Origin of the sequence: Micromonospora sp. NPDC005291 (genome assembly GCF_040607415.1) — a bacterium.
Lineage (GTDB): Bacteria > Actinomycetota > Actinomycetes > Mycobacteriales > Micromonosporaceae > Micromonospora.
The window spans coordinates 39,927-64,682 of record NZ_JBEXGR010000031.1; the positions used below are offsets into that span (position 1 = coordinate 39,927).

Genomic DNA, 24,756 nt, shown 5'->3' on the forward strand with positions numbered 1-24,756 from the left:
GTATTCGTGTCGCAGAGTCGGTGATGGCTCGCATGCCAGCAGGTCAGCGCCGTGAGGTTCGTGGTCTTGAAAACCGGTAAGGCAGCGATGTCTTCGTGGGTTCGAATCCCACACCCTCCGCCCCCTTGATCGGCCAACGCCTCCCGACCAGCAGTCAGGCCCTCTCGGACGGGACACCGGACCCGCGCCTGGTCCACGCCTCGTAGCTGAGAAGTGCGATGAGGTACGCGGTGAGCAGGGCGAGGGCGGCCATGCCGGGCAGGTGCCGGCCGACGGGAATCAACAGCAGCGCCGCAACGGGGCCGACAAGCTGCCCCGGTCGTACGCACCGGACGCTGAGACTCAGGGTGGTTCGGTGTGTCTCCAGGTTCGCCACCGGCCGTGCCCGCAAGATCCGCCCCATCAGGTCATCTTGACCGTTCACCCCGGGGCGATCCGGTGCCCTCCGACCTGGTCACTGCGGCGGGTCGGCAACCCGCCTGTGGGTGCGGATCGTCTCCTCCGCCAGCCGCTCGACGGCGCGTCGGCGCTCCTCGGCGATGGCCCGTTCGTCCCGGCGGCGGAACGCGGTGAGGACGGCTACCACGAAATCCCGCCAGATTCCGGCCACGATGTCCCCCTGAGGAACGTTGCCCGAACTCAACGGTAGCTCCGGAAAACCACTGTCGGTCAGCGCGTACTTCGGGTCGTCGGAGGGGCCGCGGCGGGGTAAGAAGGGGCTGGTATCTCCGCACACCGGAAGGACGCGTCCCGATGACCCTGGAACGACCGATCGCCCCGGACCCGTACGAGCTGCTGCCGATGCTGCCCTCGTTCACGCTGACGAGTGACGACGTGCAGAACGGCGAGCCGATGGACGCGCGGCACGCGCACGGCAGCACCGGGGGCGACAACGTCTCCCCGCAGCTGACCTGGTCGGATTTCCCTGCCGAGACGAAGAGCTTCGCGGTGACCTGCTTTGACCCGGACGCGCCGACCGGCAGCGGTTTCTGGCACTGGGTGCTCGTGAACGTGCCGGCCGACGTGACGCAGTTGCCCAGCGGCGCGGGTGGCGCGGCGGGCGCCGACCTCGGTGGGGCGTTCTCGGTTCGCAACGACTACGGCGAGCAGGGGTACGGCGGGGCGGCTCCGCCGGCCGGTGACCGCCCGCACCGGTACGTCTTCGCGGTGCACGCCGTGGACGTCGACCGCCTCGACCTGACCCCGGACGCCAGCCCGGCCTACGTGGGCTTCAACCTCACGTTCCACACGCTGGCCCGGGCGGTGATCCGCCCGACGTACCAGATCAAGGACTAACCCGGGAAGGTGGGCAACGCCGCCCAATCCCGTCGATCATGGAGTTGTGGTGGGTGACAAATAGCCCGGAATGCACCAAACTGGGCACCACAACCCCATGATCGACCCGGGCGGGCAGGCCCTGGTCAGGCTGGGACGCGGGCCACCGCGAAGACGGACTGGCCGAAGGGTGGGAGGACGAGCTGCTCCGCCGCCTTTGTGGCGGGGAGGACGACGGTGTCGTAGACCTTGACCATCGGGCCCTCCTTCGGCATCAGCCGGAAGACCTTGGTGGCCATGAAGTAACCGATCAGCCCCAGGGCGTTGGCGTAGTGGATCTTCTCGACGGTCAGGCCGGCCTCGGTCATCGCCGCTTCGAGCGTCTTCTTCGTGTAGCGGCGGACGTGGCCGGTGGCGATGTCGGCCGGGCCCATCGCGAACTGGAACGCCGGCACGATGATGATCACGGCGCCGCCGGGTCGGACCAGGTCACGCATGCTGCGCAGCGCGCCCACGTGGTCCTCGATGTGCTCCAGGACGTTGTACGAGACCGCCGCGCTGTAGTGGCCCCGGTCGTTGTGTGGCAGCAGCATCTGCCGGACGTCGACGTTCGGCCGGTCGGCGAGGCGCTCCTTGAGCTGCACGAGCCGGTCCGGATCGGCCTCGGTGGCGGTGAACCGGGGCAGCCTCTCTGACCATTCCAGCGCGTAGTCACCGAGGCCGCTGCCGATCTCGATCGGGTCGTCGCCGAGGTGCGGCACCGCCAGTTCGATGAACCAGCGACGGTGGTTCACAGCGGTAGCCAGGCCTTCCAGCACCTCGGACTGCACGCGCTGATCCCCAGTGATTTCTGCCATGCGTCGATTCCTCACGATATGAACTCGACCCGTGCCTGGACCGACAGAGTGAATCATCCGCTGAGCGGCAGAAGAATCGGGGCATCGGGGTGGCCGAATTGTGGTCGGGGGGTGGGTTCGTGATCGGCGGTCGGCGAACCCGGCACATAGTACGGCAGTACCCCGAAACATGTCACGGCAGCGCCTTACCCTGACTACCCTATGAATTGTCATGACTACTCCTGAATCGGACGCGCCCAGCGGCACCGACGACCCGGCCACCGCGTCGTCCGTGGAGGGGGTGCCTGGTGACGCTCGGCCTTCCCGCAGAGGGAAGTGGGCCGATCTGGCCGCCGTGCTGAGCTTCGTGGTGCTCGGCTTCTGGGTCACCGGTCGGCTCTGGTTGGACCCGGGCAGCGGCGTGCGGGACAACCAATCCGACCAGTCACAGTTCGAATGGATGATGGCGCACGGTGCACGGGTCGTCACGCAATTCGCGTATCCGTTCCATTCCGAGCAGATGAACGTTCCGGACGGCGTGAATCTGATGGCTAATACGTCCGTATTATCCATTTCATTGCCACTGACGCCGATCACCCTGCTCTTCGGTCCGCGGGCGGCATTCCTGGTCTTTCTCACCGCCGGCATGATTGCCACCGCCACGGCCTGGTACTTCCTGCTCTCCCGGGTCCTGATCGGCGCCCGCGGGCCGGCGTGGCTGGGCGCCGGCTTCTGCGCGTTCGCGCCGGCCATGGTGTCGCACGCCAATGGGCACCCGAACATCGTGTCGCAGTTCGTCGTCCCGTTGATCATCTGGCGCACGCTGCGACTCGGTGAACCGGGCCGCTGGCTGCGCAACGGCCTTCTTCTCGCGCTCGTGATCGTCTGGCAGGCCTTCCTCAACCTGGAGATCCTGCTGATGACCGCGATCGGGCTCGGTGTGGTCGTCGGCGTGCTCGCCCTCGGCCGGGCGGAGCTGCGGTCGCGGGCCCGGCCCTTCATCGCCGGCCTTGCCGTAGCCGCCGGGGTCGCCGGGCTGCTGCTGGCGTACCCCCTGTACGTGCAGTTCTTCGGGCCGGACGCCTACTCCGGGCTGTCCCGCCTGATCCGCGGCTACTCCAGTGACCTGGCCTCGTTCGTCGCGTACTCCCGGGAGTCACTCGCCGGTAGCCCGCGCACCGCCGCGGGCCTGGCCAAGAACCCGACCGAGGAGAACAGCTTCTTCGGTTGGCCGCTGGTGGTGCTGGTGATCGCCCTGGTCTGGTGGCTACGCCGCTCGGTCGTGGTGCTCGCGCTGGCCGGGCTCGGGCTGCTCTTCGCGGTGCTCTCGCTGGGTCGGGAGGTCCGCTTCGACAACCGGGGTACGGGTGTGCCGGGCCCCTGGGCCGCGCTGGAGAACCTGCCCATCCTGCACTCGGTGGTGCCGACGCGGTGGGCGTTGGCGATCACTCCGATCATCGGGCTGCTGCTCGCCTACGGTGCCGAGCGCGCCCGCGAACTGGCCAGCTCGCACCCGGCCGCCAGGGGTCAGATCCGCTTCGTCACCGCCACCATGCTCACGATGGCCCTGTTGCCGATCGTTCCCACGCCGCTGCCCGTGGACCATCTCGAACCGGTCCCCACCTTCGTGACCAGTGGGGCGTGGCGTCCGTACGTGGCTGGTGGGCGCAGTGTGGTGACCCTGCCGCTGCCGGACAACACGTACGCGGAGCCGCTGCGGTGGTCCGCGGCGACCCGTCTGGACATGCCGCTGGCCCGCGGCTACTTCCTCGGCCCGGACACCCGCCCGAACGCCGAGGCGCCGCGGGTGGCGTTGTTCGGCGCGCCGCCCCGTCCCACCAGCAGCTTCTTCACCACCATCCGGCGTAGCGGGGCGGTGCCGCCGATCACCCCGCAGAGCCGGGTCCGCGCGGTCGACGACCTGCGCTTCTGGCGGGCCGGTGTGGTCATCCTCGGGCCGCACGAGAACGAGGCCGCGCTGCGCCGGGGGATGACCGAGCTGACCGGGATCCAGCCGGTCTTCACCGGCGGTGTGTGGGTGTGGGACGTCCGGTCGTTGACCGACTGAGCGACGAAATTCAGGCCGGGCGGACGCAGCAGCCCTGGCAGACCTTCGGCCGGGGCAGGGTGAACGCGAGGCAGCAGGTGCGCCGCTGCACGGTCGGCTCACCGGTCGGCCCCGGCACCAGCTCAATCAGGTCCGTGAGGTCGAGCGCGCCGAGCAGGGTGTCGATGCTCTGCACCGTCGAACCGGGCAGGCCGTCGGCGGCCCGCAGGATGCCGTGCGCGATGCCGGAGGCGACCGAGCCGAGCAGCGTCCGGGTGCCCACCCGGACCTCCGACTGGATCGCCGTGATGAGCGGCGCCAGGTGAGCGTCGAGCAGGGAGGCGCGCAGTGCGGCCAGCAGCTCCGCCTCGTCGGCGACGACCCGCACCTCCGGCAGGCCGGCGAGCGCCAGCGGGTCGCTCGGCAGCACCGCCACGGTGGTGCCACGGCGCAGGCCCATGGTGAGCAGCTGTCGGTGGTCCTCGAAGTGGATCAGCACGTCGGCCGGGTCGAGCAGCGGCACCCGCCGGGCGGAGGCCCAGCCCAGCACGACCGGCAGTGCGGTCCAGTAGCTGTACGACTTCCAGGCCAGCGCGGCGCAGGCATGGGGGGTGCCGCCCCAGCGGACGGCGGCGCCGCGCAGCAACTCGGGCAGCCGACTGCCGTCGATCAGGGTGGTGGCGGGCGCCCAGCCGAACTCGTCGTCGACCAGTAGGCCCCGGGCGAGCCCGGGAAGATCGTCGGTGCCGAACATGGCGCGCAGCGTCGCGGTGACGGGGGCGAGCGGTGTGGCGGTGGCGTCCCGCCTCGGCATCACCGCTGTCACCTGAGTCATCCCCCGTCCGCAGGACCGAGGAGTGCGCCCCGGCGGACGACCGGTGCCGTCCTGAGCTAAGGCTAGCCTAACCAAGCTCCTTGGTCTAAGGGAAGCCTCACCTTGGTCAGATCGGGAGGTCCCGGTCACTCGGCTCCCGGCGGAACGGCGCTCCCGCACGCGGACTACCCGACGTCAGCCCTGGGAAACGCGGCCACACGATCGACGACCGTCGGTGGATTGTCAAGCGAAGTGTCGGCAAGGTGCCAGATGCGTGTGCGCTCGCGCACAGAACGTGAAACTTATAGCCCCGGCCACGAGGAAGCCGATGACGACCTCACCCCTCGAACGGGCTGTCGAATCCTTCGCGGCCGAGCTCGCCCGGCAACGGACCGGGCGAGGGCTGTCCAAGAAGCAACTGGCTGTCCTGATGGGGTTCGACCCGTCCTACGTGAGCCACGTCGAGGGGCGCCGACACCGCCCAACCGAGGACTTCGCCCGTCGCGCCGAGGCCGTCCTGGAGGCCAGCGGCGCGATCTGGCAGCGCTTCCGGGAGTACGACGACCTACGGCACACCCGCGCGGGTCAGCCGCACCGCGAGCCGTACCTGCCCGGACAGTGGCTGCCACCCGGCACCGGCCTCGTCGTGGAACGGGAACTCGCCACCCTCACCCACACCGACGCCGGATACCGGTGCGTCATCCACCGCCAGCTGTACAACGCCGGCACCGAACCGGTCACCCGCTACCTTGCTCGGGTCGCCGTCGACCGCTACCCGAACGACCCCGGCCGCTCCAACCGGCACCACCGGGAGCACCCCCTCACGTTCGCCGAGCTGCAACTACAGGCCCGGCGAGACGACGGCGGCGGTGACCCGGAGCCGATGCACTGGCGGGCCAAACACGATCGGGACGCGTTCAAGGAGATCTGGCTGCTCTTCGAGAACGGGGAGCGGCGCTTCCCGCTCTACCCCGGCGACCGGGCCACCATCGAGTACGCGTACAGCGTCGGGCACGAGAAGTGGGGCCCCTGGTTCCAACGGGCCGTCCGGCTGCCCACCCGGCAGCTCGCCGTACGCCTGGACCTGCCGGTGGCGCTCGATCCGCAGGTCTGGGGCGTGGAAACCTCGCTCTCCGCGGAGGAGGGCCCGCTGCGGACGGCACCGCAGCGTCACGACGAGGGTGACCGGGCGATCTACGACTGGCAGACCGACGATCCACCGCTGAACGCCCGCTACCGGATGCAGTGGCGCTTCCGTGCCCGCCCGGAAACCGACCCGGACGGCGGCCCCGGCGGTGCCCGGGTCCGGCCCAGTGCCCGGATGCGCGGCCTCGGCATCGTGCAACGCGGGGACGACCTGCTCCGCCAGCGCGTCCGCCTGTTCGATCTGCCCGGCGAGGAGCAGGTTGCCCGGGACGTGGTCGACCGGCTCACCACGGCCCTGGCCCGGCTCGACGAGCTGCACCCGTTCAGCAAGGGGGTGGGCGTCGCCGCCCCGCAGTTGGGCATCGGTCGGGCGGCGGCCGTGGTGCGGCCCCCCGACCGGTCGGCCGAGCCGGTCGTGCTGCTCAACCCCCGGGTGGTCGACGCCGACCCGGACACCGACGAGCAGTACGAGGGCTGCCTCTCCTTCTTCGATCACCGAGGTCTGGTGACCCGGCCGCTGCGACTGGACGTGGAGCACGCCCGGTGGGACGGCAGCCGGATCATCACCTCGTTCGAGTTCGGCATGGCCCGGCTGGTCGCACACGAGATCGACCACCTGGAGGGCCGCCTCTACGTCGACCGGATGGCACCCGGCGTACCGCTGGTGCCGGTCGAGGAATACCGCGAGACCGGGCGCCCCTGGCGCTACTGACCATTGAGAGGGACCGGGGCGCGTGCCCCAGGGGGCAGGGGCACGCGCCCCGGTGTGGGGGGAGGAACGTCTAGAGGTCACCGAAGGTGTCGTAGCGGATGTGCGGCGGCGGCACCTCGTCCGCGGCGAGCACCCGCAGCGTGGACCGGACCATCCGGGCCGAGCCGGAGACGTAGCAGTCGTGCGTGGTCCACGGGCCGAACCGGGCCACGACGTCCGGGATGTCGCCCAGCTCACCGTCGAAATCAGGGTCCTCGCTGCACGCCGCGGTGACCGACAACCACGGGTGTACGGCGACCAGCTCCTGCAACCCGGCCAGGCCGTACAGGTCCGCTGCCTGCCGGGCACCGTAGAAGACGTGCACCCAGCGGGTCCGGTTGTAGGTGGCCAACTCCTCCACCAGCGCCTTGATCGGCGCCAGGCCGACCCCGCCGGCCACACAGAGGATGTCCCGTTCCGAGGAACGGTCCAGGGTCATCGACCCCATCGGCGCCGCCAGGCGGAGCAGGTCACCCGGCCGGACCCGACGCACCAGCGCGCCGGACACCCAGCCGGCCCCCGGCGACCGCACGTGGAACTCCAGCACGTTGTCGTCGTTCGGAGCGTTCGCCACCGAGTAGTTCCGCCACACCCGGGGGTGGTGGCGCGGCACCTCCAGGCTGACGTACTGCCCAGCCTGCCAGCGCAGCGGATGCTGCAACGCCCGGCAGGTCAGCACGGCGGTGTCCGGGCCGTACCGCTCGTGGGTCAGCACCTCGGCGTGCCAGAACGGCGGGTCGTCGTCGGCCGCCGCCCCGGCCACCATCAGGGCGGCGATCGCCGCGTACGCCTCGCGCCACGCCTGGTCGTACTCCAGGTTCCAGCCGTCGCCGGCGGTGCTGCGCAGCGCGTCCAGCAGAGCGACGCCCATCGTCGCGTAGTGCCGCTCGTCGACGTGGTATTTGCGGTGGTCGCGGCCCAGCGCCCGGAGGAACTCGTCGAAAGACTCCGGGTCGTCGACGGTGTGGATCGCCGTGATGATCGCTTCCAGCAGGCGGTCGCCCTGGCCGGTCATCTGCACCGGGAAGAGTTGCCGCAGGGTGGGGTCGAGCAGGAACAGCCGGGCGTAGAAGTGCCCGCTCAGCCGGACCCGGTCCTCTTCGACCAGGGTCCAGCTCTCCTTCAGCAACCGCGCGAGGTTGTCCACGGGACGCTCCTTCTCCAGACAGCAGCGGATCGGGCGCCCATAGAATCTCCACGGAGAGTGTCTACCGGTCGCACAGAATGTGCGATCGGCTCATGCTGGCCGGTCGGCCGTGTCACCAGTGCCGCCCGTCGGGCAGAGTGGTGCGGTGACCGTTGAGCTGACCCGCCCGGTGTCCCGCCGAGTGCTGGGCACCGAGACGCTGCTGGTCCTCGGCCTCTCCCTCGGCCAGTCCGCGGTCTACGCGGTGGTCTCGATCATCGCGAAGCTGACCGCCGACGGTCCGCTCTCCAAGCAGACCGCCTCGCTGAACACCTCAGCGTCGGCCCGACCCTGGCTGGACCTCACGTACCAGTTGCTCGGCATCGTCTTCGCGCTGCTGCCGGTGCTGCTCGCCGTACACCTGCTCAGCCGTGACCCCGGCGACCCGGGGCGGACCCTCGGCCTGGACGCCCGGCGGCCCGGCCAGGACCTGGCCCGTGGTGCCGGCCTGGCCGCGCTGATCGGCCTGCCCGGGCTGGTCCTGTTCTGGGTGGCAGCCCAGTTGGGCATCAACGCCACGCTCGTGCCGGCTGCGTTGCCGCAGGTCTGGTGGGCGGTCCCGGTGCTGATCCTCGCCGCCGTGCAGAACGCCGTGCTGGAGGAGGTGATCGTGGTCGGTTACCTGGTCACCCGACTGCGCCAGCTGCACTGGCGGCTGGCCGCGATTATCGCGGCCAGCGCGCTGCTCCGCGGCTCGTACCACCTCTACCAGGGCTTCGGCGCGTTCCTCGGCAACGCGGTCATGGGCGTCGTGTTCAGCCTCTTCTACCTGCGGACCCGGCGGGTGATGCCGCTGGTCATCGCGCACACCCTCCTCGACGTGGTCGCCTTCGTCGGCTACGCGCTGCTGCCCCGCGAGTGGTTCGACTGGCTCTGATCGGTCAACGCGGGTTGGATCGGTAGACGGCTACCGTTCGGGCCGCGAGCCGGTCGGCTGCCGCCGAGTCACCCAGCGCCGCCGCGACCACCGCCGCACCCGGCAGCAGTCGGGCCATCAGCCGCACCGCAACCCAGCCGCCGGCCTGCGCCGTGAGCGGCGCGGCCAGTCGCCAGGCCGCCTCCGCCGCCTGCGGCCAGGCCCCCTCGACCGGGTCACCCGCCGTCCGTGCGGCAGTCAACGCCGCCTCCGCGCTCGCCATGTCCGGGTGCACCCGGGTGAGCACCAGCAGCTCGGCGGCCCGGTCGGGGTGCGCCGGATCCCTGCCGTACGCCGCAGCCAGATGCAGCACCAGGTTCGAATGGGTCCAGAGCACCACCGTCAGCTCGGCCAGCGGCGCGAAGAAACCGGCCAGCGCCGCGGTCGCCCCGCCCGCGCCCGCCGAGCGGACGAACCGCCGGGTCGCCAACCGGGCCAGGCCGTCCGCCGGGGCGTCCGGATACCGGGCGCGCAGCCGCGCGGCCCAGGTGGCCGCGTCGGGCCCGAGCGCCCGCACCGCCGCCAGAGCCAACAGCTCCGGCGCGAAGCCCGGGTGATCGAGCACGCGCGCGGCGACCGCCCGCAGCTCCCATTCCGGGGTACGCCCCAGAGCCGGCACGGCCTGCTGCTCGGCGGGGGATTCCAGTGCCGTGTGCTGCTCGGCGGGGGATTCCACTGCCGTGTGCTGCTCGGCCAAGGGCTCTGGTGCGGGCTTCTTCGGCGTGGTGCTCTTGCGAGGGGCCGCCGCTCGTTTGGTCGGGCTCGCGGCGCGCTTGCTCGGCGCCGGCGTGGTCGGGGTCACATCGGTGGGTGTCTCGGCTGCCTTCCTGGTGGCGGCATTGCGAACGGGTGGGGTGGCCTTGCGGGCAGGGGTGGTTCGGGCCCTCGGTGCCTGGGCCGCTGGCTCGACGCCTGCCGTAGGGCTTGGCTGGTCGACGCTCGCTGCGCCGGTCTCTGGGCTTGCCGGGTCGACGCCCGCTGTGTCAGTCGCTGAATCTGGCTGGTCGACGCCCACGTCGCCGGTCGTGTCGCTCGGTACGCGATTTGGCTGTCGCGGCAGGGGGCGGTCCGGCTCCGGTGGCTGGAAGAGCACTGCCGGGGCGGCCTTGGCCGGGCGAGGACGCTGGCTGGTCGTAGTGGCTGCCGGCGGTGCCGCCGTCTCCATCGTCTCTGCGGGCTGCTCGACGGCCGTGGGAGGGGTGAAGGTGGCCCGTGGGGAGCGCCGACGCGCTTTCTCAGCAGGCTCTCGACGGGTCGACTCGCTGGGCGGCTGCTCCTGCATATCGATGGAGCGTAGTCCCGATCACGCCGCCGCACAGTGCCGAAACACGGGGGCGGGCGGCCACGGTGGGCGTACCCCGGAAGTCGTTTTGCTCCCGGTGGGTGCCGACCTGTATCCTCGGGCGCGGTGGTCTGCGGGCCACCAGGGAGACTTCGCCTAGTCTGGTCTATGGCGCCGCACTGCTAATGCGGTTGGGGTCTTAAAGCCCCTCCCGGGTTCGAATCCCGGAGTCTCCGCGCGAAAGCCGGGTGTGTAGACTGGCTGAGCACAAGCGCCCGTAGCTCAATGGATAGAGCATCTGACTACGGATCAGAAGGTTAGGGGTTCGAGTCCCTTCGGGCGCACAGCGTTTACCAGGGAAAACGCCCCTTCGGTCATCGACAATCGTTGATTCGGAGGGGCGTTTTCGTGACCCTCGGGGGTCACGCCGCAGTACCACGGTCCCGACATAGGCGCTCTGGTCGACGCCGAACTGGCATCTCGCAGCCAGCTCGCCGGTCGAGCCGCCGAGTTCAAGGCAGAGGGCTACCCTCTGCCGCCGGAAATATGACGGGCGTTGGAGCCTCGCCGTATTGGATCGAGAGCTTGACCTGCTTGTGGTGCGCGCCGACTCCCGCAGGCGCATACATCGGGTCGCAACTCCTTGCCTACATCGAGTGCCGGCTGCGGACGGACGGGGTGCCGGGTCAACCAGCCCGGAAATGACGAGAGAAGCCGCCGTCTCCGCCCGCCCGAAGGCAGGTGGGGCGGCGGCTTCTTCGCAGGTGCCGCTGTTAGTTCCGGTTCTTTACCGTGGTGCGGACGCCATCATCCGTCGCGACTGCTTCACAGGTCAGGTTGACCCCGGTCGGCGTCTGACCCAGCAATCGGGAGTTGAGGGTGATGTTGGCGGTGCCGTTAACAGACCATCCATTGTCTGTTTCCCACGCCTCCTGGAGCTCCACGCCCGTCACCGAAATGAGCACGCCATCGGCGGTTGATGAGTCGCCAACCCTGTCGGCGCGCTGGTCGGCTTCCTGCTCCATAGCACTGCGGCACTCCCGCTGGGCCTGCTCCTGCGTCAGGTCGTTTTGGCCCAGGAACCACAGCAGGGTGCCGACCGCAACGGCGACCACGACCCCGGCGGCACCGACGATGCCCAGGATCAGCGGCGGCTTCCTGCGCATCGGTCCGGACGGTGCTCCGGGTACCTCAGCGGCGGGCGCTGGCGCGTACGCATCAGCGGAGGGCGGCTGGAACTCCGCGGGCGTCGGCGCGTCGATGGGAGGCGGTGGGGTCATGCCGGGCACCGTACCGGCTGCTCTCAATCATTCACTACCCGTTACGGGGTCATATATCGGTCACTCGCGCAGCGCGGCTGGGACACCGGTGCGCTGGAGGCCGCGTTGACCGACGCGGACCGCCGGCCGCTGCGGGCACCGGTGGTCAGCTGGGGTCCGCTTGAACATACCGAGCACGACCCCGTTGGAGGATAAGCGCGCGGCTTGGTCCTCACGCTCATGTCGAGGTCGAAGCCCAACCGCCGCAGCGAGTCCGGCTTGCGCGAAGCCAAGCAGCGCGGCGAACTGGCCGTCCTTGCGGGCGATTAAGAACTCCTAACGAAATGATGTTGGGCGTGTCCTCGGGACGTGAGGATCGTTCTGCCTGGATGTGAGAAGGGGTGAGCAGCCGCCGTGGATCGTCTCGGACGACCTGTGGGCCGAGATCGAACCGCTGCTGCCACCCCGACCCCCGCGCCGGCATCGGTTCCCCGGCCGTAAGCCACTGGATGACCGCAAGGTGTTGTGCGGATCTTGTTCGTGCTGCACACCGCGATCCCGTGGGAGTACCTGCCCCAGGAGTTGGGGTTCGGCTCAGGAATGACCTGTTGGCGCAGGTTGCGGGACTGGAACGACGCCGGCGTCTGGCAACGACTGCACGAGGTCCTACTGGGCAAACTCCGGGCCACCGGGCAGTTGAACATGTCCCGGGCGGTGATCGACGGCACGCATGTTCGGGCGCTCAAGGGCGGCCCAAAACAGGTCCGAGCCCGGTCGACCGCCGCAAGCCAGGCTCGAAACACCACGTCATCACCGACGCGGGCGGCATCCCCCTCGCCGCGTCCCTGACCGGCGGCAACCGCCACGACGTCACCCAACTACTGCCCCTGGTCGACAAGATCCCGCCGATCAAAGGCATCCGCGGCCGACCCAGACAGCGACCGAAACGCATCTACGCCGACCGTGGCTATGACTACGACTGCTACCGCCGCGACCTTCGCGCCAGGGGCATCACCCCAGTCATCGCCCGACGCGGCACCGACCACGGCTCCGGACTCGGCACCCGACGCTGGGTCGTCGAGCAGACCATCGCTCTGCTGCATTGGTTCCGCCGCCTCCGGATCCGCTGGGAGATCCGCGACGACATCCACGAAGCCTTCCTCACCCTCGCCTGCGCCATCATCTGCTGGCGCCGACTCCACCACTCAAAGAGTTAGGAGTTCTAAGGCGACGGAACCATGCTGCCGGCCCGCCGCGTTCGTACCTACGGCCGAGTGTCGTGCCTCTGCTGCGCTCGCTGAGCGTGACAGTGTCGATCGGCAATGCAGGAGTAATGATCAGACCGGAGCGGATGTTTTGACATCAGCAACAGACCCACCCAGGCACGTTCTGGCCGCATCCCAGCCGGACGGGAGGCATGGGCCTGCGCGGTTCTGGGCCGTTGACCTGCACGTGCATACGCCGGCGTCGCGCGACGTCGACCCCCACACGTACGGGGCCACCGAAGCCCGTCAGATCGTTGACGTGGCGATCACGGCAGGGCTGCAGGCGATCGCGGTCACCGATCACAACACCGCCGGCTGGTGTGACGAGGTGGCCGAGGCCGCACAAGGTACTCCGCTCGTGGTGCTCCCGGGCGTGGAACTCAGCACGTCCGAAGGGCACTTGCTCGCCATCTGGGAGGAAGGCACCCCGGCCCAGTTCATCGAGGACGTCCTCGTCGAGCTCGGAATCCCCCGGGCCGATCATGGAGACCTCCACAAGTCCCTGCGCACCGGCTTCGCCGAGACGGCGAGGCGCGTTGCCGCACGGGGCGGGCTGGCGATAGCCGCGCACGCCGATCGCGAAAAGGGCCTGCTGCGAATTCCCGTCGCTGACCACGTCAACCAAACCATGCTGGACCCGGCCATCACTGCAGTGGAGGTCGTCGACATCGCGGAGGCCGACAAGGTCAGGGCACGTCTGACCGACAAGCGCGACCTGGCGGTAGTCCGTAGCTCCGACACAACCGCCCCCGGCGCGAGCGTCCATGTGCTCCACGGCATCGGCCACCGCCGGAGCTGGATCAAGGCATCGAGACCCGATGTGTGCGGGCTAAGGCATGCGATGGCGGACCCGTCGTTGCGGATACGCCTCATTGAACCTCCAGTGCCCGAGCACACGGTTATTGAGTCCGTGGCGGTCACCGGCGGGTTCCTCGACGGGCAGCAGTTCGACTTCTCCAGCGACCTGAACTGCGTGCTTGGCGGGACCGGTGCCGGCAAGTCCCTGCTCATCGAGTTGGTGCGGTTCGCGCTCGACCAGCAGACCGACGCGGCCGACTTCCCACAGGTACGCAAGGAGGTTGAGTCCCGGCTCAAGTACGCCCTCACCTCCGGCTCGACCGTTGAGGTCGTGCTCACGCGCGGCCACGCGCGTTGCATCGCACGTCGCGCGTACTTCGAGGACCGTTCCACCCCACCGGAGTTCGTCGGTGACACTGAGCATCTGGCCGGGCTGTCGGGGCGAATCGCAATCACGGGCTTCTCGCAGAGCGAAGTGATCGAGTACGCGCGGACGCCGGTCGGCCGGATGGCGCTCATCGACGCCGCCCTCGACCTGACCGAGTTCGAAATCCGCGAGGCAGACGCAGTCGCCCGGCTCAACGACAACGGGCATCTCATCAGCGAGCTTGGATTGAAGATCGCGCAGGCCAGGCAGAAGCTGCAGACTCTGCCGGACGTCGAGAAGCGGCTGGCAGAGCTGTCCGACCTGTTTGACGGCAACACCGTCAAGATGCAGGCGAGCTGGAGCTTGGAGAGGGCACTCTTTGACACCTTGGTCGGTTTACCCGAACTGAAGCTCGCCGATCGAACAGCCAGCGGGGAGAAGTTCCGGGCCTCAGCTGCCGTCGCCGCGAACCAAGATCTCTACGAGCGTGCACAGGCGGCGTACACCCAATTAGACGAGGCGATCGACGCGGCTAGAGCACAGCTGTCCGAGGCGATGTTGGTCGTCAACAAGGAACTCGCCGCGATCCGGCAGGAGTGGCTCGACCGGTACCAGAAGTTCGATCGCCAGCTCGCCGAGGCCGTTGGCCGCATCGACGTCGAGAACAGGGGACTCGCCGCGCTGCGGACCCGATTGATCGAGCTTCAGACGGAGGAGGCCAAGCTCAACACGCTGCAGACTCAGCTGAACGAGGAGCTGCTAACCAGCCTGACCACGGCCACGGCGTACCGGGAAGAGCTGATCTCCGAATTGCTGGAAGCGCGTCAGGCACGACGGCGCCGACGTGAGGATCGGATCAAGGCGCTCAACACGCTGATGGGTGGGGTTGTCCGAATCAAGTTGCTCCGTGAGAACGATGATTCGACCTATCTGACCGACCTGACCACCATCGCCAAGGGCTCCCGTGTCCGCAGCCACCTACAGCAGATCTCCGAGAAGTCCACCCCGGTCAAACTGGTCCGCTCCTTTCTCAACGGGGACGTCGACGGCGTGTGCACCGCCACCGGTGTCGAACGCAAGCACATCGAGACCCTGTTCGAGCACGTAACGGAGAGAGGCATGATCGAGGACCTTCTGCAGATGCAGACCCTTGACCTGCACGACGGCCTCTCTGTCGAGTTCCGCAAGCACCACAACGACGGCTACGTACCGATCGAGCGGCTCGCCCACGGTCAGAAGTGCACCGCCATCCTGATCATCGCCCTCGCCGATGGCGACGACCCCCTGATCATCGACCAGCCCGAGGACGCGCTTCACGCACCGTGGATCGAGGAATACCTTGTGGCGAAGCTTCGTGACCTGCGAGGCAGCCGGCAGTATATCTTCGCCACCCGCAGCCCTGGCCTCGTCGTCTCCGCCGATGCCGAAATGATTATCACCCTCACTTCGGACGCCGCGAACGGCGTTGTCGAGGCAACCGGATCCCTCGAGCGCCACGACCTCAACATCCTGGCGCTGTACCACCTGGAAGGTGGCCCGATTCCCTTCAAGCGTCGGACAATCAAGCTGGGTTCATCGATGATGTGACCCAGGACCGTTGGCCGCCGGTGCCCACTGCTTCGGCATGGCTGTGTCAAACCTGCGCCATTTGGTGTAGTTCGTCCGACTGGGCATCTCGGCGACAAGGAAATGATCGCGGACCTGGAGTCTCTCAAGGTGGGTGAGTCGCCGACCGAGCGGCTGTTCAAGGCCCAGCACGTACTGATCTACCGCCTCGATCAGCGCGTTCCTTCCGACGCTGGCGCGGAGGCAGAGGCCGACGGGGCGTAGAGCGCGGCCGGCCTTCGCTGGGATCTCGCCCGCGGCGGCGCCTGGTCGAGTACTACGTCGAATTCGAGCACTGCACCGGCTCACCCCCGAGGCGGCGGAAGAGACCGGTGGCAACCTCGCCGGCCTGCCCACCGCCATAAAGGACGAGGCCGCCAAGCGATTCGACCTGGTGGTGCTGCGCCTCCAGCTCGCCAAGCACGATGTGGAACCCGCCCACGACCGGTTGCGCCGGCAGGCACAGGACATCGCCTCGACGGCTTTTGCAAAGGGTGAGGACCGGGTATGCGGTCTCGAGCTTGGGTCGGTGAAGTCGGTGAAGTCGGTGAAGTCGGTGGCCCGCTTGGACCGCTCGATCAGTTTGACGAGACCACCCAAGCGGCGGCGCATCAGCTCCAACATCGGCAGGTGACGTCCTGCCACCACCCGTCGCTGGTCACCTCACCGACGAGCTGCTGCTGCTCGCGGATCGCCGGGATGCTGGTCTGCTCCAACAGCGACGATTGCGCAACTGGGCATCGAGTTCTTCGCGGACCCCGGCCGCCCGGGGCCTTCGGCATCCATGCCCGACCACACGTAGGCCGCTGATCAGTCGTACAGTCCGGTGATCATGTACTCGCCAATGTCGAGAATAATGTGACCTCGGGCGTTGGTGAGACGCTCCTTTGCGGCGGCGAGGTGCCGACGGACCAGGCGCGGTCCGAGCTGCGCGGCTGCGATGGAGATGACACCGACGATGTCAAGGTCTGCGACTTCTACCGGAGCGCCACCGCCCTGCCAGAGGTAGCGGTTGGCCATGGCCGAGTCGATGGTTCGACCGTAGAGTTCGGCGATCTCGGCGAGGCTGCCGGCAATGTCGGCGGCCGCGCTCTCCCGATGTTGCCCGGTAGGTGATTCGAGCAGCGCGGTCGCGATCCGCCAGTGCAGCCGGATCGGGGCGCCGAGTGCGCCGATCGGCGCGACGCCGTTGTGCTGCGGTGACGATGCGGCGAACTCTGCGAGAGGACCGAATCGGTCGATCCCGTTGGGCACCGCTGCAAGAGCCAGCAGTAGGTACGCCTGCTGGTGGGGGTAGGTCAGCGATAGGCTCGGCCGTTGGACCTTGTCGGGCGTACGTGCCTGGGGTGCGCGGCGGATGACGTCGTCCGCGTACGGCACGGCCACAGACCGGTCGCTTTCCTCGGTCCAGAACGCCGCGATCAGGAAGGCGCCGAATGGGTGACCCATACTCAGCCAAATGTGGCCCGCACGGTTCAACAGGCCACGTGCCCGGTCCGGGTCGAAGAGGAGGGCCCATTGGCCGGCTTCCCGGAGAGACGATGCGGCATCCATCAGCTCGTGCTCAGATGGAGTGTCGGAGCGGTCGAGGACAGTGTTGGCGTATGACTCGAAGAAGGCGGCGGCGATGCCTGCCTGCTCCTCGTCGAGTTGCAGCGCGTCGCCGAACGGCACCATCATGGGACGACCTCGCGGATGTTGCTGAGCGCGTCAGGCGGGACGAACTGGGGGTTCATCCAGCGTCCCGTCACGCTGAACTTCTTCGCGGTCTGGTCCCACTCCCACTTCTTGCACTCTTTTATCTGGTTGCCTGGGACGCTGATCTTCGCGGTGACCTCGCCTTCGGTCTGGAAGTCGGAGTATCGCCGGTAGGTGTTGAGGTCGCGGATCTCCTCGGCGATGTGTTCGATCTCCACCGCGGACCGCGTGCCGAGCATGACCCAGCAGGTGAACAGGTAGGCGGTGGGCCGCCTCCCGAAGCCCGTCCCGAACCACAGTGCGGTCCGTTGGGCGGTGTGCACGAAGTTGGTTCGGGCGACCTTGTCCCGCTCCACCACGCCGGCGGCGAGTGATATGAAGGGCGTCACTTCGGAGAATTTGCGCCCGCTGACCGGATCGGGATCATCGAAGTGGTTGACGTGCATGTCGAGGTTCACCTCGGTGAGCTTTTCGCGGATGTCATCGGGCCGTATCGTCCCGACGTCCCGCCACCAGTTGGATACTAAGCCGCCCGGATCGCGCAGGATTCGCTGGGCCTCCCTGTCGGAGCCCAAATGCATGCCTTTGATACACCACTGCACGATCATGCGGTCCGCCTAAACACGGAGGATCTGGGCCAATTCGGTTGGTGAAGCCGTGTAGCTGACACCGGCAATCAAGTCGAGTTCCTCCTGCAGCTGCGCCAAACGCCGCGATGAGCCATAGAAGACCACCGGTGTCTGGTCCCCGTTCCTACGCAGCTCGCGTACGAGATCCAGCCCAGCAGTCGGGTTGAATCTACCGTTCTCCATTCGGCCCATGTCGGAGACGATCACGGTCGGCTCGGCGCTGCTGAGTAGCTTAAGGGCGGAATCTGTCGTTGCGGCTTGCACGATGTCGTAGCCGCCGTCAGCTGCACGGGCACGCTCGTACACGTTGCCGGTTAGTTCATCGTCGACCCACAGGATCCTGGGTGGTGCCGGCACGATCGCTGGGTGTGCGTGCACGCCCGCCGGCAACTCGCCGACGCGCGCCGATAGATCGTTAACCTTGTCCTGTAGATCTTCAATGAGTTTGCGCGTCTCATCTGACGCACTTTGCACGCTGATTCTTGCACCGCCGACCTCGACATCGACCGACTGGCTGTCGCTCAGCAGTCGGCGCGCCGCAGGCAGCAGGTAGATCAGCGTCACGATCACCAGAATTGGCCATGCCAACGCGGCCGCCGCACCCAGGATGTCCGCCATAGAACGCCGATCACCTCGATAGCCGCCGGAGGGACTTGCATGACGCTAGCGCACGGGGGCACTGAAGTCGATCGATTGTCCGGCTGGACCGCTCGACCTGGGGTTCGCCCGATCGGAAGCTTACGGACACCGTTGAAACTTGGCTCTCCGGACACTACGGAGATCATCATGACTGCCCTTCACCTGCTGCTTGACCGGGGGCCAAGGCGGCGCTTAACGATCATCGCGACGGCGGGGGGCAATGTCTCGCTGACGGGCGGCAGCGACGTTGTCCTGTACTTAGCGACAGGCAGTTGAAGAATGAGACGGTGTGGGCGAGGAAATACTCGGAGGGGATCATGAAAGCGAGTCGTGGAGAGGCGCTGCGGGCGTTCAATGAGCCGGTGACCAACTGGATCGACCAGGCCGAGGTGGAGTACGAGGGCCGCCCGTCGACGATGGTGTTCTCGGTGCAGCCGGGCCCCGCCCACTTTGCGTGGGTGTTCGAGGAGGCCGACCGCCGCGCTGTCAAACCGTCGACGGTGATTGAGGCCCTGGTGATCCAGGCGCGGCGAGCGGCGGGTAGGTCCCCAGCAGATCAATATGCGAGCGACGAACCTGGACAGCAGGAACCGTGACCTCCAGGGGCCACCGTGGGGAAAGGAAGTGCGATCTAGCATCACGTTCCGTCGACACTGCTACCTGCCGAATCCAGACAAATACGCATACCTTGCAGGTCATTGCAGCCTTCTCCTGCCGACTACGGATCAGAAGGTTAGGGGTTCGAGTCCCTTCGGGCGCACAAACAGCCCCCTAGCAGGCCGTCAGGCAGCTAGGGGGCTTCTTCTTGTCTAGCCACGACTGTGAATACCTTCTTACCCTCTGTGCATGACCGAGATCAACCCGCTGCATCTGGCAGCCTACGGGGTAGTCCGGGAGGGGCAGAGGGCTACGGCTTCTCGGCGACGTACGTACCGCGCTGCGGGACGGTGAAGGCCAGCCCTCGTTCTCGTAGCAGGTTCACCGCCGCCCGAGCGGTGCCCCGGGCGATGCCGTACTCCTGCTGGAGGTGCTTCTCGCTCGGGAGCGGGTGATTGGCCGTTAGCTCCCCACTTTCGATCTTCGCCGCCAGAAGATCCGCCACCTGGACGTAGATCGGCACAGGACTCATCGGGTTGACCACGAGGCGAAACCTATGGATGTCGTAGACGATCATAGCCGTCCGCTACGTCTATAGACGTATAGGGACGTGCAGGGATACCTTCTGTTGGCGTTCGTAAACACGCTGCTTGGAGGTCTCGTGAAGCTCTGGCCGTTCCGCCGCCCCTCGCCGCCCCTCGACCGAACTGGCCCCGCCACCGCCTACGAGAAGCGCTCCGGAGCGCTTAGCCCTTCGGCCGCTCGGGAGGTCCGGTCCCGCCGCAACTCCGGCCGCCGGCTCTACCCGGAGCTTCCCGAGCGGAGGGAGCGGTGAGCGTCGAGAAGATCCTCAGCAAGGTCCCGTTCTACGTCGAGCAGGCCTCGTACTGCATCAGCTTCCACGACCAGAACACCTGTGGGCGGTGCACCTCGGAGGGGTGCGCCCGCCTCGACGAGGCCGCCGAACTGCTGGCCGAGTACCGAGCCCAACGCGCCCAGCGGTACGGGCATAAGGGATCGCTGTAGTCCTGATCGTTACATCCGTAGAGTCTCGATGCTCCCGGGTAGCTCGCAGACCTTCTAACCCCGGTGTGTTCGATCTTGCGTTTCCGCAGGTCGGCCCCACTGTCCACAGGGGACGTCCATGGATCAGAAGGTTAGGGGTTTGAGTCCCTTCGGGCGTACCGCACGAGCAGGTCATGACCTGCGAAACGCCCCTACGGCGATCGATCTCGATCGACTGGAGGCGCGCTTCTTGCTGCGCATTTCCGCTCCAGATCGCTGGTGCTCGCCCGCGAGCGCTTTGACGTAGTTCGAGGCCGTGTCGTCGGGCACCGCCGCCTCGGTGCCGATGGCCCGCTACGTTCGGGCAGCCAGGCGGTGTTCCCGTGGGCTCACGCCGCGGATGCGTTTGAAGGCCGTGCTCAGGGCGAAGGAACTGCCGTAGCCGACGTGCCGGGCGACGGCGCCGACGGTGGCGCCGGGCTCGCGGAGCAGGTCGGCTGCCAGGGCCAGCCGCCACTCGGTGAGGTATGACATGGGCGATTCGCCGACGAGCGCGGTGAAGCGGCGGGCCAGCGCCGCCCGGGAGACCCCGGTCCTGGCGGCCAGCGACGCGACGGTCCAGGGTTCGGCGGGGTTGTTGTGGAGCATTTGCAGGGCCCGGCCGATGATGGGGTCACTGTGCGCTTTGTACCAGCCGGGGGCTTTGGCGGCAGGTCGTGCGAACCACTCGCGTAGCGCGGCGATGAGCAGCAGGTCGAGCAGCCGGTCGAGGACTGCTTCCTGGCCGGGGTCGTCCTTGACGATCTCGGTGGCCAGCAGCGGGACCAATGGGGAGTCCCAGGAGTCGCCCGGGACGACCAGTAGCGGCGGCAGTGCGCTCAGGAGCCGTTGGCTGACCTCGCCCCGCATCGTGTAGGTGCCGGTGAGCAGCATTGTCGGGCCGTCCGGGCTGTTGCCCCAGGTGCGTACGCCCAGCTCCATCATCTCGGGCAGTTCCTGCCCGTCGGGGGTGGTGCAGAGCTGGCCTGGGTGAATGACGACCTGCGGCGGCGTGGCCGGCTCGTCGGCGACGGTGTACGGGTCGGGGCCGCGAATGATCGCCAGGTCGCCTGGACTGAGCTGTACGGACGCACCCTCGTCGGGAACGACCCACGCGTCACCCTGGACCATGGCCACCAGGGTGAGCGGCGCCTGGTCCTCGATCCGTATCGACCAGGGTGGGGTCAGGACCGAGCGGAGGAGGAACGCTCCCCGGGCTCGAGGTCCGTCGAGGAGACTGACGACTGCGTCCATGTAGACGATTACACACAGAATCGCGCGCCTTGGCTATCCACAGTCTCACACCGCTGCGTTTCAATGATCACTATGACGAACGAACGAGAGCGGAACACGATCCTGGTACTCGGCGGGACCGGCAAGACTGGCCGCCGCATCGTGAAGCGGCTGCAGGAGAGCGCAGTGCCCGTTCGGGCGGCTTCCCGCTCCGCCGCGCAGCCCTTCGACTGGGCGAACCGGGCGACCTGGGCGCCGGTGCTTCAGGGCGTCGGAACTGTGTATGTGTCCTACTACCCGGACCTGGCGGTGCCGGGCGCACCCGAGACGGTCGGCGCGTTCACTGAACTGGCGGTGGCGTCCGGGGTTTCCCGGCTGGTGCTGCTGTCCGGCCGGGGTGAGGAGGAGGCGCAAGTCAGCGAGAGGCTCATCCAGTCCGCCGGGGTCGAGTGGACGATCCTGCGGTCCAGTTGGTTCAGCCAGAATTTCAGCGAGGACTATCTGCTGGAGCCGGTGCTGGGCGGCGAGATCGTCCTCCCGGTCGGGAACGTGCCCGAGCCGTTCGTGGACGCCGACGACATTGCCGAGGTGGCCGTGGCGGCCTTGACCGAGGACGGGCACGCGGGGCAGATCTACGAGCTGACCGGCCCCCGGCTGCTCACCTTCGCCGAGGCGATCGCCGAGATTTCCACAGCGACGGGCCGGCGGATCGAATTCGTTCAGGTGTCCCCCGACGACTATGCCGACGCGCTCACCGCGGAGGGCACGCCTTCCGAGGTCGTGGAGCTGCTGATGTACCTGTTCACGACCGTGCTGGACGGGCGCAATGCCCATCTGGACGACGGGGTTCAGCGCGCCCTGGGTCGGCCGCCCCGCGACTTCGCCGACTACGCCACCGACACCGCCGCCACCGGCACCTGGGACAGAGGGTAGGACACCATGAGACTTGCGCAGCACGTGTCACTGATCGCCGCCACCATCACCACCGGACTCATGGCAGGGCTGTTCGCCGCCTTCGCCTACGCGGTCATGCCCGCACTCAAAGGGGCCGACGACCGGACGTTCGTGGACACGATGCAGCGGATCAACGTGACCATCGTCAACGGCTGGTTCATGCTGGGCTTCCTGGGCGCGCTGGTGTTCGCCGCGCTGTCCGCTGTCCTGGCCTGGCGCGGAGAAGGCCGCCCGGCACTGCCGTGGATCATCGGCGGGCTCGCCCTGTACCTGGCGATGTTCATCATCACGGCCGCCGTCAACGTCCCGCTCAACGACAAGCTCGCGTCGGCCGGCAGTCCCGGCCACATCGCCGATCTCGCAGCCGTACGCGAGCACTTCGAATCCAGTTGGGTCACCTGGAACATCGTCCGCGCGCTGGCCAACACGGCCGCGTTCGGCTGTCTCACCTGGGCTCTGATCGTCTATGGCCGTACCACCGTTTGAGCCAGCAGCCGAGACGACGAGGTCTGCCGCATCAGCGCAGTTCGAGCGTGAGCAGCGGCTCCGCGAACACGGGCGACGGTGCGCCGGGGTCGGCGGCGACGGCCTGCTCCAGTCGGCGGAAGCCGACCTCCAGGTCGTCGGGGCTGAGCTGCGCGAAGAACGAGAGGGTACGCAGGCGCAGCCGTTCGAGCATGTCGCCGCAGGTGCCCGAGGCCGGCTCGGTGACCGTGCCGAAGCTGGCAACGCGCCAGCCGATCGACGTGAACATCGCGATGACCTCGTGCAGTGGTTGGAACAGCGAGGCGTCCACCTCGTAACCGCGGGGGAAGTGCCCCAGCCACCACGGCCGGGGATGGTGGTCGCTGAAGTTTGCTCGCAGGAGCAGCCGCCCGCCGGGCCTGAGCACCCTGGTCAACTCCTGGGCTGCTCGGGCCTTGTCCTGGACGTGGTGCCAGGACAGGAACATGAGCGCGTAGTCGGCGCTGTCGGACGGCACTGGCATGTCCTCGGCGCTGCCTGCCAGGTACCGCACACCGGGCTGCTGGGGCTGCGTCTGCGCAACCTCGCGCATGCGGGCCGACGGCTCGACGCCGGTGACTGGCCCGAATGCTCCTGCCAGCGCTGGGGTGAACCTGCCGGTCCCTGAGCCGATGTCCAGCCCCACCAGCGGACGCCGCTCGGGCAGCACCGCTGCAAAGGCGCTGGTCCATACCTGTAGTTGTTGCTGGGTGAGGGCGCGGCCACGCGCGTAGTCCTGGTGCTGCTCCGTGTCGTAGTCGATCGACCTCATCGCACCTCCCGTGTTGACGGGCGCCAGTGTCGCCCGATGTATCGAGCCGATACATCGTGACGATATTTGCCGTCGCCTCGCCGCACAAGGTGCGTGTGTGAACGGAGCTGCACTGCTGCCTGCGGGGGGTCGGTGAGGGGTCGGTCCCGCGAAAGGCTTCGATGGGTCAGCGGCTGATGTTCCGGAAAGATTACGTCTTGACGAACGGCATGTTATCGCTCACAGTCGATGGCTAAGGACGACGACACCTCTGGCTTCCCGGGCGAGCCTGCTTCGTCGACCTCGAATCAGGCGTGCGTCAGGCCATGCAGACGTCTTGTTAGCGCTAACTCTTCGGCGCATGCGCCCAGCCACGCGGCGCGGTGCACCCATCGATGGGTAGACCGTTCGGCTCTTGGTCATTGAAGGAGGATCATGTCTGCCCTTGATAGGTCTCCATCGATCGCACCGCCCTTGCGGCGGCGTGGGTGGTTGTTGCGGTTCTTCGCCGCTGGCGCGATGGCGATGGTGGTGGGTGGCGCCGCCGCTGCGGTGGTGTCGTCACCAGCCGCCGCGGCGACGGTCGACACGAGCGCGTGGTACGTGTTGATCAACCGCAACAGTGGCAAGGCCTTGGACGTGTACAACCTGGCCACAAACGACGGTGCGCGGATCACCCAGTGGGCCCGGAACAACGGCAACCAGCAGCAGTGGCAGTTCGTGGACTCCGGCGGTGGCTACTACCGGGTGAAGTCGCGGCTGTCCGGCAAGGTGTTGGACGTCTACAACTTCTCGACCGCCAACGGTGGCAGCATCGTGCAGTGGACCGACGGCAACGGGTCCAACCAGCAGTTCCGGCTCGCCGACTCGGACAGCGGCTACGTCCGGCTGATCAACCGGAACAGCAACAAGGTGATGGAGGTGCAGGGCGCCTCGACCGCCGACGGCGGAAACATCGTGCAGTACGACGACTGGAACGGCAGCAACCAGCAGTGGCAACTCGTCCGCGTCGACGGAGGGGGCAACCCCACCACACCGCCGCCCACGACTCCGCCGCCGTCGGGCACGTGCAATCTTCCGTCGACGTACCGGTGGTCGTCGACGGGTTCGTTGGCGAACCCGAGGTCGGGGTGGGTGTCGCTGAAGGACTTCACCGTGGC

25 protein-coding genes, 2 tRNA genes and 1 pseudogene are annotated in these 24,756 nt (G+C 67.8%); 15 read left to right on the forward strand and 13 right to left on the reverse strand.

The window, feature by feature from the left end; all coding sequences use genetic code 11:
- Window positions 1-154: 154 nt before the first annotated feature.
- Both ABZT18_RS29240 and ABZT18_RS29245 read right to left on the reverse strand, forming a co-directional pair.
- Entirely contained in the window at window positions 155-403 is a 249-nt protein-coding gene (locus ABZT18_RS29240) for a hypothetical protein (protein WP_354997720.1), read from the reverse strand.
- 51 nt (window positions 404-454) lie between these two features.
- Window positions 455-610 (reverse strand): hypothetical protein, encoded by a 156-nt coding sequence (locus ABZT18_RS29245; protein ID WP_354997719.1) that lies wholly within the window; start codon window positions 608-610, stop codon window positions 455-457.
- A 143-nt stretch (window positions 611-753) separates the two neighbouring features.
- Here ABZT18_RS29245 and ABZT18_RS29250 point away from each other — a divergent pair, with 143 nt between their 5' ends.
- The gene (locus ABZT18_RS29250; protein WP_354997718.1) at window positions 754-1,296 is read left to right on the forward strand and encodes a YbhB/YbcL family Raf kinase inhibitor-like protein; all 543 of its coding nucleotides are present in this window, start codon (window positions 754-756) and stop codon (window positions 1,294-1,296) included.
- A 125-nt stretch (window positions 1,297-1,421) separates the two neighbouring features.
- On the opposite strand, the gene ABZT18_RS29255 is transcribed toward ABZT18_RS29250, so the two are convergent.
- The gene (locus ABZT18_RS29255; protein ID WP_354997717.1) at window positions 1,422-2,132 is read right to left on the reverse strand and encodes a class I SAM-dependent methyltransferase; all 711 of its coding nucleotides are present in this window, start codon (window positions 2,130-2,132) and stop codon (window positions 1,422-1,424) included.
- Between the two features lie 211 nt (window positions 2,133-2,343).
- Here ABZT18_RS29255 and ABZT18_RS29260 point away from each other — a divergent pair, with 211 nt between their 5' ends.
- Window positions 2,344-4,179: a hypothetical protein gene (locus ABZT18_RS29260; RefSeq protein ID WP_354997716.1), complete on the forward strand. Its 1,836-nt coding sequence runs from the start codon at window positions 2,344-2,346 to the stop codon at window positions 4,177-4,179.
- A 10-nt stretch (window positions 4,180-4,189) separates the two neighbouring features.
- Here ABZT18_RS29260 and ABZT18_RS29265 read toward each other — a convergent pair whose 3' ends face one another.
- The gene (locus ABZT18_RS29265) at window positions 4,190-4,972 is read right to left on the reverse strand and encodes a hypothetical protein (RefSeq protein ID WP_354997746.1); all 783 of its coding nucleotides are present in this window, start codon (window positions 4,970-4,972) and stop codon (window positions 4,190-4,192) included.
- Window positions 4,973-5,300: 328 nt separating this feature from the next.
- On the opposite strand from ABZT18_RS29265, the gene ABZT18_RS29270 reads away from it, so the two are divergent.
- On the forward strand, window positions 5,301-6,830 hold the full coding sequence (locus ABZT18_RS29270; RefSeq protein ID WP_354997715.1) for a peptide deformylase: 1,530 nt from the start codon (window positions 5,301-5,303) through the stop codon (window positions 6,828-6,830).
- Window positions 6,831-6,900: 70 nt separating this feature from the next.
- On the opposite strand, the gene ABZT18_RS29275 is transcribed toward ABZT18_RS29270, so the two are convergent.
- A complete protein-coding gene (locus ABZT18_RS29275) occupies window positions 6,901-8,016 on the reverse strand; it encodes a globin domain-containing protein (RefSeq protein ID WP_354997714.1) in 1,116 nt (371 codons plus the stop codon).
- A 145-nt stretch (window positions 8,017-8,161) separates the two neighbouring features.
- Between ABZT18_RS29275 and ABZT18_RS29280 the strand changes: the two genes are divergently transcribed.
- The gene (locus tag ABZT18_RS29280; RefSeq protein WP_354997713.1) at window positions 8,162-8,932 is read left to right on the forward strand and encodes a CPBP family intramembrane glutamic endopeptidase; all 771 of its coding nucleotides are present in this window, start codon (window positions 8,162-8,164) and stop codon (window positions 8,930-8,932) included.
- Window positions 8,933-8,936: 4 nt separating this feature from the next.
- On the opposite strand, the gene ABZT18_RS29285 is transcribed toward ABZT18_RS29280, so the two are convergent.
- Window positions 8,937-9,773 carry a hypothetical protein gene (locus ABZT18_RS29285; protein WP_354997712.1) on the reverse strand — a complete coding sequence of 279 codons (837 nt, stop codon included), beginning with the start codon at window positions 9,771-9,773 and terminating at the stop codon, window positions 8,937-8,939.
- 625 nt (window positions 9,774-10,398) lie between these two features.
- On the opposite strand from ABZT18_RS29285, the gene ABZT18_RS29290 reads away from it, so the two are divergent.
- Both ABZT18_RS29290 and ABZT18_RS29295 read left to right on the forward strand, forming a co-directional pair.
- Window positions 10,399-10,489, forward strand: a tRNA-Ser gene (locus tag ABZT18_RS29290).
- Window positions 10,490-10,524: 35 nt separating this feature from the next.
- Window positions 10,525-10,597 (forward strand) — tRNA-Arg (locus ABZT18_RS29295).
- Window positions 10,598-11,026: 429 nt separating this feature from the next.
- On the opposite strand, the gene ABZT18_RS29300 is transcribed toward ABZT18_RS29295, so the two are convergent.
- Window positions 11,027-11,419 carry a hypothetical protein gene (locus ABZT18_RS29300; protein WP_354997711.1) on the reverse strand — a complete coding sequence of 131 codons (393 nt, stop codon included), beginning with the start codon at window positions 11,417-11,419 and terminating at the stop codon, window positions 11,027-11,029.
- Between the two features lie 511 nt (window positions 11,420-11,930).
- Here ABZT18_RS29300 and ABZT18_RS29305 point away from each other — a divergent pair.
- The 4 genes and pseudogenes from ABZT18_RS29305 (at window position 11,931) to ABZT18_RS29320 (ending at window position 16,181) form a co-directional block, all read left to right on the forward strand.
- Window positions 11,931-12,729 (forward strand): annotated as a pseudogene (locus ABZT18_RS29305) (IS5 family transposase).
- Window positions 12,730-13,036: 307 nt separating this feature from the next.
- The gene (locus ABZT18_RS29310) at window positions 13,037-15,529 is read left to right on the forward strand and encodes an AAA family ATPase (RefSeq protein WP_354997710.1); all 2,493 of its coding nucleotides are present in this window, start codon (window positions 13,037-13,039) and stop codon (window positions 15,527-15,529) included.
- A gap of 102 nt (window positions 15,530-15,631) precedes the next feature.
- Window positions 15,632-15,772, forward strand: coding sequence for a hypothetical protein (locus tag ABZT18_RS29315; protein ID WP_354997709.1), 141 nt, complete (start codon window positions 15,632-15,634; stop codon window positions 15,770-15,772).
- Between the two features lie 169 nt (window positions 15,773-15,941).
- On the forward strand, window positions 15,942-16,181 hold the full coding sequence (locus tag ABZT18_RS29320) for a hypothetical protein (RefSeq protein ID WP_354997708.1): 240 nt from the start codon (window positions 15,942-15,944) through the stop codon (window positions 16,179-16,181).
- A 176-nt stretch (window positions 16,182-16,357) separates the two neighbouring features.
- Here ABZT18_RS29320 and ABZT18_RS29325 read toward each other — a convergent pair whose 3' ends face one another.
- From ABZT18_RS29325 to ABZT18_RS29335, 3 genes are read right to left on the reverse strand one after another with little or no spacing between them, the layout of a single operon-like run.
- Window positions 16,358-17,227 carry a hypothetical protein gene (locus tag ABZT18_RS29325; protein ID WP_354997707.1) on the reverse strand — a complete coding sequence of 290 codons (870 nt, stop codon included), beginning with the start codon at window positions 17,225-17,227 and terminating at the stop codon, window positions 16,358-16,360.
- Complete coding sequence (locus ABZT18_RS29330; protein ID WP_354997706.1) at window positions 17,224-17,853, reverse strand: hypothetical protein; 630 nt, start codon at window positions 17,851-17,853, stop codon at window positions 17,224-17,226. Before ABZT18_RS29330 ends, ABZT18_RS29325 begins: the two co-directional genes overlap by 4 nt.
- Window positions 17,854-17,862: 9 nt before the next feature.
- The gene (locus tag ABZT18_RS29335) at window positions 17,863-18,492 is read right to left on the reverse strand and encodes a response regulator (protein WP_354997705.1); all 630 of its coding nucleotides are present in this window, start codon (window positions 18,490-18,492) and stop codon (window positions 17,863-17,865) included.
- Between the two features lie 293 nt (window positions 18,493-18,785).
- Here ABZT18_RS29335 and ABZT18_RS29340 point away from each other — a divergent pair, with 293 nt between their 5' ends.
- Window positions 18,786-19,109, forward strand: a complete 324-nt coding sequence (locus ABZT18_RS29340) for a hypothetical protein (protein WP_354997704.1) — start codon at window positions 18,786-18,788, stop codon at window positions 19,107-19,109.
- A gap of 311 nt (window positions 19,110-19,420) precedes the next feature.
- Here the strand turns inward: ABZT18_RS29340 and ABZT18_RS29345 are convergent, their stop codons facing one another.
- Entirely contained in the window at window positions 19,421-19,642 is a 222-nt protein-coding gene (locus ABZT18_RS29345) for a winged helix-turn-helix domain-containing protein (RefSeq protein ID WP_354997703.1), read from the reverse strand.
- 299 nt (window positions 19,643-19,941) lie between these two features.
- Here ABZT18_RS29345 and ABZT18_RS29350 point away from each other — a divergent pair, with 299 nt between their 5' ends.
- Window positions 19,942-20,136, forward strand: coding sequence for a hypothetical protein (locus tag ABZT18_RS29350; protein ID WP_354997702.1), 195 nt, complete (start codon window positions 19,942-19,944; stop codon window positions 20,134-20,136).
- A gap of 333 nt (window positions 20,137-20,469) precedes the next feature.
- Here the strand turns inward: ABZT18_RS29350 and ABZT18_RS29355 are convergent, their stop codons facing one another.
- Entirely contained in the window at window positions 20,470-21,408 is a 939-nt protein-coding gene (locus ABZT18_RS29355; protein WP_354997701.1) for an AraC family transcriptional regulator, read from the reverse strand.
- 72 nt (window positions 21,409-21,480) lie between these two features.
- On the opposite strand from ABZT18_RS29355, the gene ABZT18_RS29360 reads away from it, so the two are divergent.
- Both ABZT18_RS29360 and ABZT18_RS29365 read left to right on the forward strand, forming a co-directional pair.
- Window positions 21,481-22,320, forward strand: coding sequence for an NAD(P)H-binding protein (locus tag ABZT18_RS29360; protein ID WP_355252977.1), 840 nt, complete (start codon window positions 21,481-21,483; stop codon window positions 22,318-22,320).
- A gap of 6 nt (window positions 22,321-22,326) precedes the next feature.
- Complete coding sequence (locus ABZT18_RS29365; RefSeq protein ID WP_354997699.1) at window positions 22,327-22,827, forward strand: anthrone oxygenase family protein; 501 nt, start codon at window positions 22,327-22,329, stop codon at window positions 22,825-22,827.
- A 31-nt stretch (window positions 22,828-22,858) separates the two neighbouring features.
- Here ABZT18_RS29365 and ABZT18_RS29370 read toward each other — a convergent pair whose 3' ends face one another.
- The gene (locus ABZT18_RS29370) at window positions 22,859-23,617 is read right to left on the reverse strand and encodes a class I SAM-dependent methyltransferase (RefSeq protein WP_354997698.1); all 759 of its coding nucleotides are present in this window, start codon (window positions 23,615-23,617) and stop codon (window positions 22,859-22,861) included.
- A gap of 414 nt (window positions 23,618-24,031) precedes the next feature.
- On the opposite strand from ABZT18_RS29370, the gene ABZT18_RS29375 reads away from it, so the two are divergent.
- Window positions 24,032-24,756 (forward strand): non-reducing end alpha-L-arabinofuranosidase family hydrolase (locus tag ABZT18_RS29375; protein ID WP_354997697.1); only part of this gene is annotated, 725 nt, incomplete at its 3' end.

What these genes read in the sequence shown, in the direction of transcription:
- ABZT18_RS29240 (WP_354997720.1), bottom strand. Translation starts at nt 403, where the DNA reads ATGGGGCGGATCTTGCGGGCACGGCCGGTGGCGAACCTGGAGACACAC.
- ABZT18_RS29250 (WP_354997718.1), top strand. Translation starts at nt 754, where the DNA reads ATGACCCTGGAACGACCGATCGCCCCGGACCCGTACGAGCTGCTGCCG.
- ABZT18_RS29255 (WP_354997717.1), bottom strand. Translation starts at nt 2,132, where the DNA reads ATGGCAGAAATCACTGGGGATCAGCGCGTGCAGTCCGAGGTGCTGGAA.
- ABZT18_RS29260 (WP_354997716.1), top strand. Translation starts at nt 2,344, where the DNA reads ATGACTACTCCTGAATCGGACGCGCCCAGCGGCACCGACGACCCGGCC.
- ABZT18_RS29265 (WP_354997746.1), bottom strand. Translation starts at nt 4,972, where the DNA reads ATGCCGAGGCGGGACGCCACCGCCACACCGCTCGCCCCCGTCACCGCG.
- ABZT18_RS29270 (WP_354997715.1), top strand. Translation starts at nt 5,301, where the DNA reads ATGACGACCTCACCCCTCGAACGGGCTGTCGAATCCTTCGCGGCCGAG.
- ABZT18_RS29300 (WP_354997711.1), bottom strand. Translation starts at nt 11,419, where the DNA reads ATGCGCAGGAAGCCGCCGCTGATCCTGGGCATCGTCGGTGCCGCCGGG.
- ABZT18_RS29315 (WP_354997709.1), top strand. Translation starts at nt 15,632, where the DNA reads ATGATCGCGGACCTGGAGTCTCTCAAGGTGGGTGAGTCGCCGACCGAG.
- ABZT18_RS29325 (WP_354997707.1), bottom strand. Translation starts at nt 17,227, where the DNA reads ATGATGGTGCCGTTCGGCGACGCGCTGCAACTCGACGAGGAGCAGGCA.
- ABZT18_RS29330 (WP_354997706.1), bottom strand. Translation starts at nt 17,853, where the DNA reads ATGATCGTGCAGTGGTGTATCAAAGGCATGCATTTGGGCTCCGACAGG.
- ABZT18_RS29335 (WP_354997705.1), bottom strand. Translation starts at nt 18,492, where the DNA reads ATGGCGGACATCCTGGGTGCGGCGGCCGCGTTGGCATGGCCAATTCTG.
- ABZT18_RS29345 (WP_354997703.1), bottom strand. Translation starts at nt 19,642, where the DNA reads ATGAGTCCTGTGCCGATCTACGTCCAGGTGGCGGATCTTCTGGCGGCG.
- ABZT18_RS29355 (WP_354997701.1), bottom strand. Translation starts at nt 21,408, where the DNA reads ATGGACGCAGTCGTCAGTCTCCTCGACGGACCTCGAGCCCGGGGAGCG.
- ABZT18_RS29360 (WP_355252977.1), top strand. Translation starts at nt 21,481, where the DNA reads ATGACGAACGAACGAGAGCGGAACACGATCCTGGTACTCGGCGGGACC.
- ABZT18_RS29365 (WP_354997699.1), top strand. Translation starts at nt 22,327, where the DNA reads ATGAGACTTGCGCAGCACGTGTCACTGATCGCCGCCACCATCACCACC.
- ABZT18_RS29370 (WP_354997698.1), bottom strand. Translation starts at nt 23,617, where the DNA reads ATGAGGTCGATCGACTACGACACGGAGCAGCACCAGGACTACGCGCGT.